This is a genomic window from Xenorhabdus miraniensis, from assembly GCF_002632615.1.
In genome coordinates this window covers 43396-59497 of record NZ_NITZ01000010.1, presented here as the reverse complement: position 1 = coordinate 59497, position 16102 = coordinate 43396, and the positions used below count along the sequence as shown (strand labels likewise).

Genomic DNA, 16102 nt, shown 5'->3' with positions numbered 1-16102 from the left:
CGTTTTTTTCATCCGCTCTATCAATTCCCAAAAATTATTGTTAATTAGAGTTTATTTATTCTTGGTTTACATAATAAAATAGCTTTTTTTACAAGAGGTTGAATAATGAAAAAGACTAAAATAACAGCAATAGCCGGTTTTTTGGCTTTAGTTAGCGGTTCTGCTTTTGCTTTGCCAAACATTACCGTTTTGGCAACTGGCGGCACGATTGCCGGGGGTGGTGAATCTGCAACTCAATCTAGTTATACTGCAGGTAAAGTCGGTGTTGATTCATTGCTGAACGCAGTTCCGGCAATCAGAAATATTGCTGATTTGAAAGGCGAGCAAGTTGTCAGCATTGGTTCGCAGGACATGAACGATCAGGTTTGGTTGACTCTGGCGAAAAAAATCAATGCTGATTGTGATAAAACCGATGGTTTCGTTATCACCCATGGTACTGATACCATGGAAGAAACGGCTTACTTCCTTGATTTAACGACTCAATGCCAAAAACCTATCGTGATGGTTGGTGCTATGCGCCCATCCACCGCTTTGGGTGCTGATGGCCCATTGAACTTGTACAACGCGGTTGTTGTTGCTGCGGATAAAAACTCTGCAAACCGTGGTGTTTTGCTGGCGATGAATGATTCCGTTATTCATGGTCGTGACATCAGTAAATTGAGCACAACGGAAGTTCAGGCATTCCAGGCTGTAAATTCCGGTGCACAGGGTTTTGTTCATAACGGCAAAGTTAATTACTATTCCACAGCACCAGTAAAAACTAACAAAGCGGCTTTTGATGTTAGCGAATTGGACAAACTGCCAAAAGTTGGCATTGTTTATAACTACTCCAACGCATCTGATCTGCCAGCGAAAGCTTTCGTTGAAAATGGTTACCAAGGCATCATTAGTGCGGGTGTAGGTAACGGTAACATCTATAAGTCCATTTTCGACACGTTGACTAAAGCAGCTAAAGAGGGTGTTGTTGTTGTTCGCTCCAGCCGTATTCCTTTTGGTTACACTACCCAGAATGCTGAAGTTAACGACAGCAAGTATGGATTTGTAGCGTCTGAGCGTTTGAACCCACAGAAAGCGCGTGTTCTTCTGCAATTGGCGCTGACTCAGACTACTGATGTGGCAAAAATTCAGGAAATGTTCAGTAAGTATTAATTCCTGATTTAATTATTGATGTAAAGAAATCAGGAAGATGCTTTATGCGTCTTCCTGATTTTTGAATAAAGTATTTAATTATGATATATGCCCGATTTATCTCCAATAAGAGAGATAACGTGCAATAAATGATTATCCATAGGTGAATAGAAATCCTATCTCCCATGATAAAATCGGGCCGATATACAGCAATGGATATAAAGCTTTTTTTGTGTAGATACAAATTTCTTTTGTGTAGATACAAAATAGTGCTTCGTATATTAAGCGATTAATACCCCAATTATATTAATTAATCCTTCCCTGTTAATATATTGCTTTCTCATGTTTTCATTGGAATGAAGTATCCATGTGTTTATATTTGTGGATGTAGATTATTCTTGAAGTGTATTTTAAATCTTTTATATAGGCTAAAAATATCATCCTGATTTTCTCATTGGTATTTTTAATAATCAAATCCTCGGTAACACAATCTATCTGCCAGCGGTTCAATAGGTTGCAACAATAGTTTAAACAATCTCTTAATAACCATTGCAGCAGCAGAGCGGGAGTGATAAAACCAATATGTCCGATTTTATTTATATCCATTGATAGGGTGAGGTTGAGGTTAATGAGTCAGGTATATAATTTCAGCGCTGGTCCAGCTATGTTACCAGCAGAGGTATTACGCCGTGCAGAACAGGAACTGTGCAGCTGGCACGGTCTGGGGACATCTGTGATGGAAATCAGCCACCGCAGCAAAGAATTTATAGCGGTTGCGGCAGAAGCAGAAAAAGACCTTCGAGATTTATTAGCGATACCTGAGAATTACAAAGTGCTTTTTTGCCATGGCGGGGCGCGTGGGCAATTCTCAGCATTGCCACTGAATTTACTGGGTGATAAAACAACAGCAGATTATATCGTTAGTGGCTATTGGTCTGAATGTGCAGCGAAAGAAGCAGAAAAATATTGTACACCAAACGTCATTGATATCAGGGTAGAAACAGAGGGTGTAACCAGTGTGAAGCCGATGAGTGAATGGGCTTTGAGCAGTGATGCCGCTTATATCCATTATTGCCCTAATGAAACGATTGAAGGCGTTGCAATTTTTGAAGAGCCTGATTTTGGTGATGATAAAATTGTGATTGCCGATTATTCTTCAACCATTCTTTCTGCGCCAATTGATGTTAGTCGTTATGGCGTCATTTATGCCGGTGCCCAAAAAAATATTGGGCCAGCAGGAATTACCGTGGTCATTATCCGTGAAGATCTATTGGGTAAAGCACACAAACATATTCCATCCATTCTGGATTATACTGTGCAAGCTCAATGTGGCTCTATGTATAACACACCACCCACATTTGCATGGTATCTGTCTGGCATGGTATTCAAATGGCTGAAAGAGCAGGGAGGGCTGCAAGAAATCAAAAAACGCAATCATGCAAAAGCAGAATACCTCTATCGTGCCATTGATAATAGCAATTTGTATATCAACCGGGTTGCACCTCAAAACCGTTCTATCATGAATGTTCCGTTCCAACTGGCTAATCCGGCGCTGGATGGTCAATTTTTGGAAGAGGCATACGCAAGTGGGCTACATGCTTTGAAAGGACATAAAGTTGCAGGTGGTGCTCGTGCTTCCATTTATAACGCTATGCCTTATGAAGGTATAAAAGCGTTGGTTGAGTTTATGGCTGATTTTGAACGTCATAACGCATAATATTTTTCCTCCTCGGGAGGATAGAACCTCCCGATATTAATATTCTCGATTTACCCACAAACCAAATTAAAAATATAGTGTGTTAAAAACCGGAGACACCTTTCTATTATGCAATCCCTGACGTTACAACCTATTTTCCGTATTAATGGAACAATTAATCTGCCCGGCTCTAAGAGTGTTTCCAATCGTGCTCTGTTACTCGCTGCTTTTGCTAAGGGAACGACCCGGCTCACTAATTTATTAGATAGTGACGATATTCGTCACATGCTTAATGCTCTGACTGCGTTAGATATTTCCTATCGCCTGTCCGCCGATCGCACCATTTGTGAAGTTGATGGTATTGGAGGGCGTATGACGGGTAAAAGTGGGCTAGAACTGTTTTTGGGTAATGCCGGTACAGCAATGCGCCCATTGGCCGCGGCACTATGCTTAGGCAGTAATAACGTAGTGTTGACCGGTGAACCACGAATGAAAGAGCGCCCAATTGGTCACTTGGTAGATGCCCTGCGCCAAGGTGGGGCAGAAATTGTCTATCTTGAACAGGAAAATTATCCGCCACTGCATATCAAAGGCGGATTTTCTGGAGGAAAAGTTACCGTAGACGGCAGTGTTTCGAGTCAATTCCTGACCGCTTTGCTAATGGCTGCACCATTGGCAGATAACGACACAGAAATTCATATCCAAGGTGATTTGGTTTCTAAACCTTATATTGATATTACGTTGGCGCTGATGAAAAGCTTTGGTGTGACGGTAAATAATCACCAATATCAGGCTTTTTACATTAAAGGGCAGCAACAATATTTGTCTCCGGAGCAGTATTTAGTAGAAGGCGATGCTTCATCAGCATCTTATTTTCTGGCGGCGGCGGCGATTAAAGGCGGAACGGTGCGTGTTACAGGTATTGGCAGAAATAGCCTGCAAGGGGATACCAAATTTGCCAATGTACTGGAGAAGATGGGTGCAATTATTCGTTGGGGTGATGATTTTGTTGAATGCGAACGCGGTACATTAACTGGCATTGATATGGATATGAATGCAATTCCTGATGCTGCCATGACCATTGCAACAACGGCTCTGTTCGCTCAGGGAGAAACGGTTATCCGCAATATCTATAACTGGCGGGTAAAAGAAACGGATCGACTCAATGCAATGGCGACCGAATTACGCAAAATAGGTGCAGAAGTGGAAGAAGGGCATGACTACATCCGCGTAATTCCACCAAAAAAACTCAACCATGCTGAAATTGAAACCTATAATGATCACCGGATTGCGATGTGTTTTTCGCTGGTGGCCTTGTCGGATACTCCAATCACCATTCTTGATCCGGGTTGTACGGCAAAAACATTCCCTGATTATTTCAATCAACTTGAAAAGCTCAGTCAAAATACAAAATAGATCAGGAATAGATAGGAATAGTGTTTCTCTCATCTGCTGAGTGCGTATAATAAGGCAGACTTTTTATTGCTTGTTAATTGAGCAATTCCCGCATTCGGTAGATGACCTGTCTGTTGTGCGAATGTTATGCGAAAAGGAGGAGAATGATGGCGGCGATAGCCCCTGTAATAACCGTTGATGGGCCAAGTGGCGCTGGTAAGGGAACACTGTGTCAGGCATTGGCAGAAGCGTTAAATTGGCAATTACTTGATTCAGGTGCCATTTATCGTGTGCTGGCACTGGCTGCTATCCACCATCAGGTAGATATCCAGTCTGAAGACGCCCTGGTTCCTCTGGCTGCCAATCTGGATGTTCGTTTTGTACCTGCAAATGGCAAGCTTCGGGTTATTTTGGAAGGCGAAGATGTCAGCAATGAAATCCGTACCGAAACTGTCGGGAATACGGCTTCGCAGGCAGCAACATTTCCGCGTGTCCGTGAAGCGCTCTTGCGTCGTCAGCGGGCTTTCCGTATCTCTCCTGGCCTGATTGCGGATGGTCGTGACATGGGAACGGTTGTGTTTCCTGATGCGCCAGTGAAAATATTTCTTGATGCAAGCGCAGAAGAACGCGCCCGTAGACGCATGTTACAGTTGCAGGATAAAGGTTTTAGTGTTAACTTTGAACGCCTTTTGTCCGAAATACAGGAACGAGATTTCCGTGACCGCAATCGGGCAGCTGCGCCATTAGTGCCTGCACAAGATGCATTAATCTTAGATTCGACCAGCATGTCTATCGAAGAAGTGATTGATAAAGCACTGACTTATGCGAAAAATGCGCTGGAAATACCAGCATAAGCATTAATTTTCGCGAATATGCTATTGCAGTAGCATATCAAGAAGATGTATATAGAATTCTGGTGTGTGGGTAGTGAAATATACTGGCATACCAAAACACCTTGTAACAGGGAGACGTTGCGAGGTATGTAAAACAACCCCATTCGGCCGGATGCTAAATGGACGTTAATTAAAAACCTTGAAGATCATTAACATGACAGAATCTTTTGCTCAACTCTTTGAAGAATCCCTACAGGCTATCGAAACTCGTCCAGGTGCAATCGTACGTGGTGTTGTAGTTGCTATCGATAAAGACGTTGTATTGGTTGACGCAGGTCTGAAATCTGAATCTGCAATTCCTGTAGAACAATTCAAAAATGCTCAAGGCGAGCTGGAAATCCAAGTTGGCGATGAAATCGACGTAGCTCTGGATGCGGTAGAAGATGGTTTCGGTGAAACTATCCTGTCCCGTGAAAAAGCAAAACGTCACGAAGCATGGCTGATGCTGGAAAAAGCATACGAAGAAGCTGAAACTGTCACTGGTGTTATCAATGGCAAAGTTAAAGGCGGCTTCACTGTAGAATTGAACGGTATCCGTGCATTCCTGCCAGGTTCACTGGTTGACGTTCGCCCAGTTCGTGACACTGCTCACCTTGAAGGCAAAGAGCTTGAGTTCAAAGTCATCAAGCTGGATCAGAAGCGCAACAACGTAGTTGTTTCTCGTCGTGCTGTTATCGAATCTGAAAACAGCGCAGAGCGTGATCAGCTGTTGGAAAACCTGCAAGAAGGCATGGAAGTTAAAGGTATCGTTAAGAACCTGACTGACTACGGTGCATTCGTTGATCTGGGCGGCGTTGATGGCCTGCTGCACATTACTGATATGGCTTGGAAACGTGTTAAACACCCAAGCGAAATCGTCAATGTGGGCGATGAAATCACAGTTAAAGTACTGAAGTTCGACCGTGAGCGTACTCGCGTATCTCTGGGTCTGAAGCAATTGGGTGAAGATCCATGGGTAGCAATCGCTAAACGTTATCCAGAAAGTACTAAACTGACTGGTCGCGTAACTAACCTGACTGACTACGGCTGCTTCGTTGAAATCGAAGAAGGCGTCGAAGGTCTGGTACACGTTTCAGAAATGGATTGGACCAACAAAAACATCCACCCATCCAAAGTTGTTAACGTTGGTGATGTTGTGGAAGTTATGGTTCTGGATATCGATGAAGAACGTCGTCGTATCTCCCTGGGCCTGAAGCAGTGTAAAGCTAACCCTTGGCAGCAATTTGCTGAGACTCACAACAAAAACGACCGCGTTGAAGGTAAAATCAAGTCTATCACTGACTTCGGTATCTTCATCGGTCTGGACGGCGGCATCGACGGTCTGGTTCACCTGTCTGACATCTCCTGGAACGTTGCAGGCGAAGAAGCAGTTCGTGAATACAAGAAAGGCGACGAAATTGCTGCTGTAGTTCTGCAAGTTGATGCAGAGCGTGAGCGTATCTCTCTGGGCATCAAACAACTGGCAGAAGATCCATTCAACAATTACCTGTCTGTAAACAAGAAAGGTGCAATTGTTACTGGTAAAGTGACTGCAGTTGACACAAAAGGTGCTACAGTTGAATTAGCTGACGGCGTTGAAGGTTACCTGCGTGCATCAGAAGCTTCTCGTGACCGCGTTGAAGATGCAACTCAAGTTCTGAACGTTGGCGATGAAGTTGAAGCTAAATATGTTGGCGTTGACCGCAAGAATCGCGTAATCAACCTGTCTGTTCGTGCGAAAGACGAAGCTGATGAAAAAGACGCTATCGCTTCTGTGAACAAACAAGAAGATACAAACTTCGCTAACAACGCAATGGCTGAAGCTTTCAAAGCAGCTAAAGGCGAATAATCTAAGTCAATAACGGCGGGTAATATTCTCTTAAACGATAATATTACCCGAATACGGTAGTTTAGGGAGGTACTATGACCAAGTCTGAATTAATCGAAAGACTTGCAGAGCAACAATCTCACATGCCGGCCAAAGCCGTTGAAGATGCAGTGAAAGAAATGCTTGATCATATGGCTGAAACATTAGCCGCAGGTGAACGTATTGAAGTTCGCGGATTCGGCAGCTTTTCTCTTCACTACCGGGCTCCGCGTGTGGGTCGTAACCCTAAAACGGGTGATAAAGTGGAATTGGACGGCAAATACGTTCCCCACTTTAAACCGGGTAAGGAGTTACGTGACCGCGTGAATATCTATAGCGATAGCTAAGATATCAGTTATTACTTAATTAAATTAACGGCACCTTAGGGTGCCGTTTTTTTGTGTGTACATTATGATGACACTACGGTGAAGCGAGTGCTGCTCTATCTGAGAGAAATACTCTTTAGCTGATTATGGATCATCCACTTTTCTTTATCCAAAATTCAGGTTAAGAAAGACATTCAACAATTATAAAAGTTGTTTGCTGGAAATTATTACGCGCCATTAAAACTAAACACTCAATTTAAGAGTGATGGCGATAAAAGAGTTTTACTAATTTCTGACAGTGGTACTTAATGATTATTAAATCCTTATTTTCTTTTTGATACGCGAAAAGTGTTTAATAAAATAAAGAATGCAAGATAAACTTGCTATTATATTACCTAACATCATAAATTTGATAATATTTTCAATCGGATTTTCATCAATAACAAAAAGAAATGATAATGGAATTCCAATAAATATTAAAGATAATCTAAATAGTGGAGGGATTTATGATATATCATATACCCGCAGTGTTGAAATGAAAGTTTGAGCTATACCATCAAATACAACTACACCGATCGATAAAACAAAATAATGAGACAATAATTTATCGGTATGTCCTAAATAAATTTAGGGCAATAGTGGTGTGATAAGACAAAATAATAATGAAAATGATGCAATATATAACATGGCTTGTTTAAGGTAACTGATAGTTATAGCTTGAATATTGTCATTATTTTTGGTCAAAGAGATAGTTAACGATATTGCCATCCCTATAAAAATAACAGAGATGATATTCATGAAGTTTAGTGTTAAACTAAAATATGCCGAATATTTTGTTTCCATATTGTTTGCAATATACATAACCAGAAGAGATAGACCTCCAGAAAAACAGAGGCTGGTTATGGCTCCTGTTCTCCCTAATATCAAAAGCTCACGATTTAATCCTTCTATTTTCTGGGGAGAAATTTTTACTTTTTGTTTTAATATTAAATGGAACATAGGCAGTAATATTAATAACCTGATAAAACAGGTTGAAGTTGAAACAGCTATTGCGCTGTCATCTATCCACTGAATAAAAATATAATTTAATATAATATTTGCAATGGCATTACATACAGTAATCATCAACACTTTTCTTTCTAACTTAATGGATTATAAGGTTTCAATACTCTTGGTTAGAATAACCATATTAGAATTTAGTTAATTATTTTTTAACACACAAGAGATTTTTGTCACGTGTTTATAATTTGTTTATAACATTTTTATGGCATTTTTTCTGTTTTGTTTATCCAATAGTTCCTATGTTTAAGGGACAATGATAGTTGTGGTAGTTGCCCTGTTATGTGACCTTCATTCTGAGACTCCTCTAAAAGAATATCAGAATAGAAAATTAACCCTTTGGAGTCATGATCCTTATTTTTTGGATAGTGTTGTTATCATTAATTTAATGAAGGGTTTATTGCCTCTTACAAATTTATTGCGATAAATTTCGCATTTTTTTGACAAGAGCTTCTTCACCTAAAAATCAAATTTTGAAGAGTTTCTAAAATAAATTTTTCCTGTCTGGTAACGATATACGTTATGAAATAGGATTGTTTTCATGAATGGAATTCCTATGTAAAGGCATAAAAGGATGCAGTCACTTAAATTAATTTTCTTATCTGCTTGGTGTAAGCCACTGCCTGTTATCAGCTTTAATCTGGCTTCGGTAACCATTATATTAGGAATTACTTCATTATTGTTATTTTCTGAATTACCTCAATGGCATGAAATGCGGGTTTTAATCTGTATTGTTATTTTTCTATTGTTGATCCCTTATAAGCCAGTGTATATCGGGGCACTGATATTGGGGGCATTGATTTGGGGATGTTGGCATGGTAATAAGATATTGGATCAGATTACTTATTTCAGTGAAACCACACATTCGGCAATCATTATGATCGAAAGTGTATCGTTAAATGTAGAAGATAAAAATCCGGAAAGAAATAAAGAAGTAAACCCACGTTATAAAATTAGACTGATTGAAAGTGATGGAAAATATATTTTCCCCGCTTTATACGCATCGGTATCATGGAACTCACAAGAACAGCTTTGTGCAGGCCAAAAGTGGCAAGTTACCATGAAACTCAGACCTGTTCATGCCCAATTAAATCATGGTAGTTATGATAACCAGCGATATTCACTTTCTATTCGCCAGCCGTTAAATGGAAAAATTATTCAGGCGAAATTACTCAATAAAAACTGTAGTTTCCGACAAAATTTCATTAATAAGCTTTTGCCGGAAATTCAGTCACTAAAACATGCAGGGATTGTGTTGGCGCTTTCGTTCGGCGAAAGGGCTTGGTTGGATAAACCCACCCGCCTGCTATTACAGCACACAGGCATTGCACATTTAATGGCGATTTCAGGGTTACATATTGGAATAGCTAGCTTATTTGGTTGGAGTTTTGCGAGAATGGCGCAATTCTTTTTTCCTGCAAAATGGATTGGATTTCGCTTCCCATTAATTATGGGCTGGTTAACTGCAATGTTGTATGGGTGGTTGTCTGGTTGGGGAATTCCTGCCGTCCGGGCAATATTGGGGCTAACGCTGTGGATTTATTTGAGATGTAAAAATAGGCTTTGTTTTTCATGGCAATGGGCTTTATGGAGTGCCGCGCTTATTTTATTTTTTGATCCTTTAGCCATACTTTCCGACAGCTTTTGGCTTTCATTTACCGCGGTGATGGCACTGTTATTTTGGTTTCACTGGATACCTTTGCCAGAAAAAATGCGTCATGGTTGGAGATGGGTTTGGTTGCGTGGATTGCATATGCAATTGGGAATGATGCTAATGTTGTTACCGTTGCAGCTTTTGTTATTTCAGGGCGTTAATATTTCATCATTGGTTGCTAATCTATGGGCTGTGCCAATTATTTCTTTCTTATCTGTGCCATTAGTGATGTCAGGATTAGTTTGTGTTTTTCTTCCCATTATCCAACCGTTCTTATGGCAACTTGTTGATTACACCGTTTCGCTTGCTTTGGCTCCTTTATCCATTTTAACGCACTCATGGATTGAAACCGGGCATTATCCTATCATTATTACGCTTGCCGGCTGGTTTTTTGTTGTTATTTGGCGTCTTGGTTGGTGGAAGTCTTATAAATGGTTATTGGGAGTTTCAATTGGTATTATTGCTTGTTATTCAAAACGTTATGATGAGCATCAATGGCGTTTTTCCATGCTGGATATTGGTCACGGACTGGCGGTAGTGATTGATAAGGGAGGGAAAGCGATAATTTTCGATACAGGAAATCGTTGGGAAACAGGCAGCATGGCAGAAAAAGTCATTATGCCTTATTTGCGTTGGCACCGATTGATGCCAGAACAAATAATCCTGAGTCATGATCATTTGGATCATACAGGAGGAGTAGAACATCTCAGAGATAAGTATCCTGATATCCAAATTAGGAGCCCTTTGCTGAATCAATCTCATTTACCTTGTATTCGCGGTAAACAGTGGATGTGGCAAGGGCTGAATTTTAAGGTTCTCTGGCCGCCGGAAAAAACAACTATCGTTGGAAATAATCAATCTTGCGTGATTCGCATTGATGATGGTAAATACAGTCTGTTGTTAACAGGTGATTTGGAGAAACAGGGAGAATATCGCTTATTGGAACTTGAGAAGGGCAAACTGAATGCCACAATATTACAAGTTCCCCATCATGGGAGTAATACCTCTTCTACCGCGATATTTATACGTAAAGTCATGCCTGAACATGCGTTGACTTCAGTTGCACGCTATAGCCCGTGGAGATTACCTTCCGCTAAAGTGAAACAACGTTATAAAAATGCGGGTATTCAATGGAATAGCACCGCAGTTTCTGGTCAAATAACCGGCTATTTTTATCTTGATCACATTAGATTAGAAGGTTATCGACAACAAATAGTATCACGATGGTATCATCAGTGGTTTGGTATTCGCGGTGATCATGAGTAGAATGAGCCGCTATTTCTTTTGGTTTTGGTAACTCAATAATGAATGATAAAGACCTTTCTACCTGGCAGACCTTTCGCCGATTGTGGCCGATCATCACACCATTTAAGATCGGGCTATCAGTTGCGGCGGTTGCACTAATTATCAATGCTGCCGGTGATACATTAATGCTTTCCTTGTTGAAGCCTTTGTTGGATGAGGGTTTTGGTAAGGCGGACATTAGCGTATTGAAGTGGATGCCACTGGTTGTTATCGGGTTGATGCTGTTACGTGGCATATCTGGTTTTATATCAAGTTATTGCATCTCTTGGGTATCTGGCAAAGTGGTTATGCAGATGCGTCGACGCCTGTTCAACCATATGATGGGCATGCCAGTTTCCTTTTTTGACCAGCAATCTACGGGAACATTACTTTCACGCATCACATATGATTCAGAACAGGTTGCTTCTTCCTCTTCTGGCGCATTGGTGACAGTTGTTAGGGAAGGGGCATCAATTATTGGCCTGTTTATCCTGATGTTCTATTACAGCTGGGAGCTTTCCCTCATTTTAATTGTGATTGCGCCTATCGTTGCAGGTGTTATCCGCCTTGTTTCCGTACGGTTTCGTAATATCAGTAAAAATATGCAGAATAGCATGGGAATGGTGACGACCAGTGCCGAGCAGATGCTGAAAGGGCATAAGGAGGTTTTAATATTTGGTGGTCAAAAAGTTGAAACGGAGCGTTTTAACAAGGTCAGTAACCATATGCGCCAGCAAGGTATGAAAATGGTCTCTGCTGATTCTATTTCAGACCCGATTATTCAGCTTATTGCTTCGTTTGCACTGGCATTTATCCTGTACGCGGCTAGTTTTCCTGAGATTATGGGGGCCTTAACAGCGGGGAAAATTACCGTTGTATTTTCATCCATGATTGCCTTGATGCGTCCATTAAAGTCACTGACTAACGTTAATGCGCAGTTTCAACGTGGCATGGCTGCTTGCCAGACTTTGTTTGCCATTCTGGATATGGAACAGGAAAAAGATGACGGTAAACTGGAAGTCAAAAAGGCAAAAGGTAATATCGAATTCCGTGATGTGACTTTCTGCTACCCAACTAAAGATCATCCTGCATTGAAAAAGGTTTCAATGACGATACCAGCAGGCAAAACAATCGCATTGGTTGGTCGTTCTGGATCAGGTAAATCGACAATCGCTAATCTCCTCACTCGTTTTTATGACGTGAATGAAGGGGAAATTATATTGGATGGTCATGATCTGCGCGAATATACGTTGGCTTCATTACGTAATCAAATTGCGTTGGTATCGCAAAATGTGCACCTGTTCAACGATACTGTCGCTAATAACATTGCCTACGCCAGCGAAGGGCAATTCAGCCGTGAAGAGATCGAACGTGCAGCGGAAATGGCCTATGCAATGGACTTTATCAAAAAACTGGATAACGGCCTTGATACCATCATAGGTGAAAATGGTGTCTTGCTTTCCGGTGGTCAACGTCAGCGTATCGCTATTGCCCGTGCTTTATTGCGTGATTCGCCAATTCTGATTCTGGATGAGGCAACTTCAGCATTGGATACTGAATCTGAACGTGCGATTCAAGCCGCATTGGATGAGTTGCAGAAAAACAGAACCTCATTGGTGATTGCTCACCGTCTTTCCACTATTGAAAATGCTGATGAAATTATCGTCATTGAAGATGGTAATATCCTGGAACGAGGCAACCATGTCGCTCTATTGGAACACGAGGGCGCATATGCTCAATTACATCGGATGCAGTTTGGTCAATGATTGAAAAGATATGGTCAGGCCGCTCATGGCTTTATATTGCGCTATTACCCTTATCAGCCCTTTATGGGCTGGTAAGCGGTTTACGTCGATTAAGCTATAAAATGGGGTTGAGCCGCTCTTGGAAAGCGCCTGTACCTGTCATTGTGGTTGGTAACCTGACGGCAGGGGGAAATGGCAAAACCCCTGTTGTTATTTGGCTGGTAGAGCAGTTGCAACAAAAAGGCTATCAGGTTGGTGTTGTTTCCCGTGGCTATGGAGGGAAATCGAAACATTACCCTCTACTCGTGACAGATGAAGTGACTACAGCACAGGCGGGAGATGAGCCTGTTTTGATTCGTCGTCGTACTGGTGTGCCTGTTGCAGTTGCTCCAAAACGTGCTGATGCTATTGAAGCATTATTGGCTCATGCCCCTATTGATATCGTGGTTACGGATGACGGTCTCCAACATTACGCTTTACAGCGTGATTATGAGATTGTGGTGATTGACGGTGTTCGTCGTTTTGGTAATGGTTGTTGGCTACCCGCGGGGCCGATGCGGGAACTGGCCGGGCGCTTGAATACCGTCAATGCCATTATTGTTAATGGTGGAACGGCTCAGGCAGGTGAATTGCCGATGATCCTGAAAGGGGAATTAGCCGTTAACCTGTTAACAGGCGAGATGCGAAACGTCACTGATATTCCAAATGCAATTGCAATGGCAGGGATTGGTCATCCACCGCGTTTTTTTGCAACATTGCAACAATTGGGCGCAAGTCTACAGGAAACCCATGCTTTTGCTGACCATCAATCTTATGAAAAATCTCAGTTACTGGCTTTAGTGAACAGTGATCAAAATCTGCTGATGACAGAAAAAGATGCGGTAAAATGTTTCCAATTTGCTCAGCCTAACTGGTGGTATTTACCCGTCAGTGCTGTTTTGCCAGAAGAGGGAGGGCAAAAAGTACTGAATGAGATTCGAGCCTTGATCCCAGAGTGAACCACCCATTTATAGTATTGGGAAACCATGACAAGGCAATTACACAAACAGCAAAGCATATTTAACAAGACAATATTTAACAAAATAACAGAGTTAACGGTGAGACATCGCTTGTGGTATTCTGAGCCGCATTAAATTTAAGGCCCGTCATTTGGGGGATATATGGATCACCGTTTACTCGAAATCATTGCTTGCCCGGTATGTCATGGCAAGCTCAGTTACGATAAAGAAAATTTTGAACTGATTTGCAAATTTAACCGCCTCGCATTTCCTGTCCGTGATGGTATTCCTGTGTTGCTAGAGCATGAAGCACGAGTCTTGCCTACAGAGGAAAACAAGTAACCTATGTTTACCGTTATCATTCCAGCTCGTTTTTCTTCAACGCGCTTGCCCGGCAAACCACTGGCCGATATTCATGGCAAGCCCATGATTGTACGTGTTATGGAACGGGCTGCCCGTTCTGGTGCTGCTCGGGTTATTGTGGCAACAGATAACCAAGACGTTTTTGATGCAGTGATTGCCGCAGGCGGTGAAGCCTGTATGACAAGCGAAAACCATCATTCAGGCACAGAACGCTTGGCTGAAGTTATCGAGAAATATCAATTTGCTGATGATGAAATCATTGTGAATGTGCAGGGAGATGAACCTCTTATTCCAGAACAAATCATTCAGCAAGTAGCTGATAACTTGGCTGGCAGTGAAGCTGGAATGGCAACACTTGCTGTGCAAATTAAAGATGCAGAAGAAGCATTCAATCCCAATGCTGTTAAAGTTGTGATGGATGCTAAAGGTTATGCACTCTACTTTTCTCGCGCTCCCATTCCATGGGAACGTGACCGCTTTATGCAATCAAAAGAGACTATCGGAGATAATTTCCTGCGCCATATCGGAATTTATGCGTATCGGGCAGGGTTTATCCGGCGTTATGTCCAATGGGCTCCAAGTCCATTGGAAAATATCGAGATGCTCGAACAATTACGGGTGCTTTGGTATGGTGAAAAAATCCATGTAGCAAAAGCACTGCAAACACCCGGTGCCGGTGTTGATACACCCACAGATTTAGACGCTGTCAGAAAAATTTTTGCTGAATTTTGATCACGTTGTCTGGTGTAATTATCGATCGGATATGATTAAAAAGAGAATGCCGTATAGAGGCATTCTCTTTTTTCTATTCGGTGATATTTCTAACGGTCTTCGGGCTGAGAATCTTGTGCTGTTTCAGCGCTTATATCTGCGCTCATGGGCTTGATTGCTTGCCAGATACGCCCCAATGTCTCATACCAAGCTCGTTCTGTGTGTGAGAAATAATAGGAAGAAGGGATATATTTTTCCCACGGATAGAGCGGTGTTGTGACAGCCAATTGGTTGGCCGGAGCTGCGATGGGGTGCAGGCCACGTTGTTCAAAGAATTTCATTGACCTTTCCATATGATTGGCAGATGTGACAAGAATAAAAGATTGCTTCCCGACAACTTTTTCTACCTCAGCAGCTTCTTCTTCTGTATCCAAAGGATTTTTCAATGTTATTGTGTCTTCTACAGGAATACCCATAGATTGTGCTACCATAGCAGCAACTTCTGCACTGCTAATTGAATTTACGCCTTTACCGCCTGTGAAAATCATTTTAGCACCAGGATTAAGATGGTATAACCGAATGCCTTCAGTGACTCTGGGTAAGCTGTTGCTGATAAGGTTAGCACTGGGTGCCCACTTAGGGTTATAAGTAAAGCCGCCGCCGAGAACGACAATATATTTTACGGGGGCGATAGATGTCGTGCCAGCTATAGTGTCAGATGTGGTTTTAGGCTCATAGCGTTGAACATATTTCCCTTCAATAGGAAGTAAGAGTTTGTCGGCAATAGGCTGTAAACTAAATAAAAGTAATGCAAGCCAACTCAGTGATAAAATCGTTTTTCCCGTTTTTTGCCAACGGGTGAACCACAGTAATAGCAAAGCGATGAAAGAGGCGATAATAATCAGCGGCAAAGGCATTAGCAGTGAGCCGATATATTTTTTTAGCAGGAATAGCATTGACGGGCCTTTGTTTGGTTAAATTATAGTCGTGCAGGGGCAAATTTA

13 protein-coding genes are annotated in these 16102 nt (G+C 41.8%); 11 read left to right on the top strand and 2 right to left on the bottom strand.

Annotated elements, in window-relative coordinates:
• Nucleotides 1-105: 105 nt before the first annotated feature.
• From ansB to ihfB, 6 genes are all read left to right on the top strand, one after another.
• A complete protein-coding gene (ansB, locus tag Xmir_RS11215; protein ID WP_099114333.1) occupies nucleotides 106-1149 on the top strand; it encodes an L-asparaginase 2 in 1044 nt (347 codons plus the stop codon).
• A 607-nt stretch (nucleotides 1150-1756) separates the two neighbouring features.
• On the top strand, nucleotides 1757-2845 hold the full coding sequence (gene serC / locus Xmir_RS11210) for a 3-phosphoserine/phosphohydroxythreonine transaminase (RefSeq protein ID WP_099114332.1): 1089 nt from the start codon (nucleotides 1757-1759) through the stop codon (nucleotides 2843-2845).
• 108 nt (nucleotides 2846-2953) lie between these two features.
• Nucleotides 2954-4240 (top strand): 3-phosphoshikimate 1-carboxyvinyltransferase, encoded by a 1287-nt coding sequence (aroA, locus tag Xmir_RS11205; protein ID WP_167385969.1) that lies wholly within the window; start codon nucleotides 2954-2956, stop codon nucleotides 4238-4240.
• A 146-nt stretch (nucleotides 4241-4386) separates the two neighbouring features.
• Nucleotides 4387-5073 (top strand): (d)CMP kinase, encoded by a 687-nt coding sequence (gene cmk, locus Xmir_RS11200; RefSeq protein ID WP_099114330.1) that lies wholly within the window; start codon nucleotides 4387-4389, stop codon nucleotides 5071-5073.
• Nucleotides 5074-5266: 193 nt separating this feature from the next.
• Nucleotides 5267-6940, top strand: a complete 1674-nt coding sequence (gene rpsA / locus Xmir_RS11195; RefSeq protein WP_099114329.1) for a 30S ribosomal protein S1 — start codon at nucleotides 5267-5269, stop codon at nucleotides 6938-6940.
• A 74-nt stretch (nucleotides 6941-7014) separates the two neighbouring features.
• Nucleotides 7015-7305 (top strand): integration host factor subunit beta, encoded by a 291-nt coding sequence (gene ihfB / locus Xmir_RS11190; protein WP_045969974.1) that lies wholly within the window; start codon nucleotides 7015-7017, stop codon nucleotides 7303-7305.
• Between the two features lie 606 nt (nucleotides 7306-7911).
• On the opposite strand, the gene Xmir_RS11185 is transcribed toward ihfB, so the two are convergent.
• On the bottom strand, nucleotides 7912-8415 hold the full coding sequence (locus Xmir_RS11185) for an MATE family efflux transporter (RefSeq protein WP_167385968.1): 504 nt from the start codon (nucleotides 8413-8415) through the stop codon (nucleotides 7912-7914).
• A gap of 502 nt (nucleotides 8416-8917) precedes the next feature.
• Between Xmir_RS11185 and Xmir_RS11180 the strand changes: the two genes are divergently transcribed.
• The 5 genes from Xmir_RS11180 to kdsB all read left to right on the top strand — a co-directional run bounded on the left by Xmir_RS11180 (nucleotide 8918) and on the right by kdsB (nucleotide 15119).
• Nucleotides 8918-11263, top strand: a complete 2346-nt coding sequence (locus tag Xmir_RS11180) for a ComEC family protein (protein WP_099114327.1) — start codon at nucleotides 8918-8920, stop codon at nucleotides 11261-11263.
• A gap of 35 nt (nucleotides 11264-11298) precedes the next feature.
• On the top strand, nucleotides 11299-13047 hold the full coding sequence (gene msbA / locus Xmir_RS11175) for a lipid A ABC transporter ATP-binding protein/permease MsbA (protein ID WP_099114326.1): 1749 nt from the start codon (nucleotides 11299-11301) through the stop codon (nucleotides 13045-13047).
• Nucleotides 13044-14024 carry a tetraacyldisaccharide 4'-kinase gene (gene lpxK / locus Xmir_RS11170; protein WP_099114325.1) on the top strand — a complete coding sequence of 327 codons (981 nt, stop codon included), beginning with the start codon at nucleotides 13044-13046 and terminating at the stop codon, nucleotides 14022-14024. Before msbA ends, lpxK begins: the two co-directional genes overlap by 4 nt.
• Nucleotides 14025-14186: 162 nt before the next feature.
• Nucleotides 14187-14366 (top strand): Trm112 family protein, encoded by a 180-nt coding sequence (locus Xmir_RS11165; protein ID WP_047961966.1) that lies wholly within the window; start codon nucleotides 14187-14189, stop codon nucleotides 14364-14366.
• Between the two features lie 3 nt (nucleotides 14367-14369).
• Nucleotides 14370-15119, top strand: a complete 750-nt coding sequence (kdsB, locus tag Xmir_RS11160; protein ID WP_099114324.1) for a 3-deoxy-manno-octulosonate cytidylyltransferase — start codon at nucleotides 14370-14372, stop codon at nucleotides 15117-15119.
• Nucleotides 15120-15208: 89 nt separating this feature from the next.
• Here kdsB and elyC read toward each other — a convergent pair whose 3' ends face one another.
• On the bottom strand, nucleotides 15209-16054 hold the full coding sequence (gene elyC, locus Xmir_RS11155; protein WP_099114323.1) for an envelope biogenesis factor ElyC: 846 nt from the start codon (nucleotides 16052-16054) through the stop codon (nucleotides 15209-15211).
• Nucleotides 16055-16102 lie beyond the last annotated feature (48 nt).

Coding starts and splice junctions, on each gene's coding strand:
- ansB (WP_099114333.1), top strand. CDS start 106: ATGAAAAAGACTAAAATAACAGCAATAGCCGGTTTTTTGGCTTTAGTT.
- serC (WP_099114332.1), top strand. CDS start 1,757: ATGAGTCAGGTATATAATTTCAGCGCTGGTCCAGCTATGTTACCAGCA.
- aroA (WP_167385969.1), top strand. CDS start 2,954: ATGCAATCCCTGACGTTACAACCTATTTTCCGTATTAATGGAACAATT.
- cmk (WP_099114330.1), top strand. CDS start 4,387: ATGGCGGCGATAGCCCCTGTAATAACCGTTGATGGGCCAAGTGGCGCT.
- rpsA (WP_099114329.1), top strand. CDS start 5,267: ATGACAGAATCTTTTGCTCAACTCTTTGAAGAATCCCTACAGGCTATC.
- ihfB (WP_045969974.1), top strand. CDS start 7,015: ATGACCAAGTCTGAATTAATCGAAAGACTTGCAGAGCAACAATCTCAC.
- Xmir_RS11180 (WP_099114327.1), top strand. CDS start 8,918: ATGCAGTCACTTAAATTAATTTTCTTATCTGCTTGGTGTAAGCCACTG.
- lpxK (WP_099114325.1), top strand. CDS start 13,044: ATGATTGAAAAGATATGGTCAGGCCGCTCATGGCTTTATATTGCGCTA.
- Xmir_RS11165 (WP_047961966.1), top strand. CDS start 14,187: ATGGATCACCGTTTACTCGAAATCATTGCTTGCCCGGTATGTCATGGC.
- kdsB (WP_099114324.1), top strand. CDS start 14,370: ATGTTTACCGTTATCATTCCAGCTCGTTTTTCTTCAACGCGCTTGCCC.
- elyC (WP_099114323.1), bottom strand. CDS start 16,054: ATGCTATTCCTGCTAAAAAAATATATCGGCTCACTGCTAATGCCTTTG.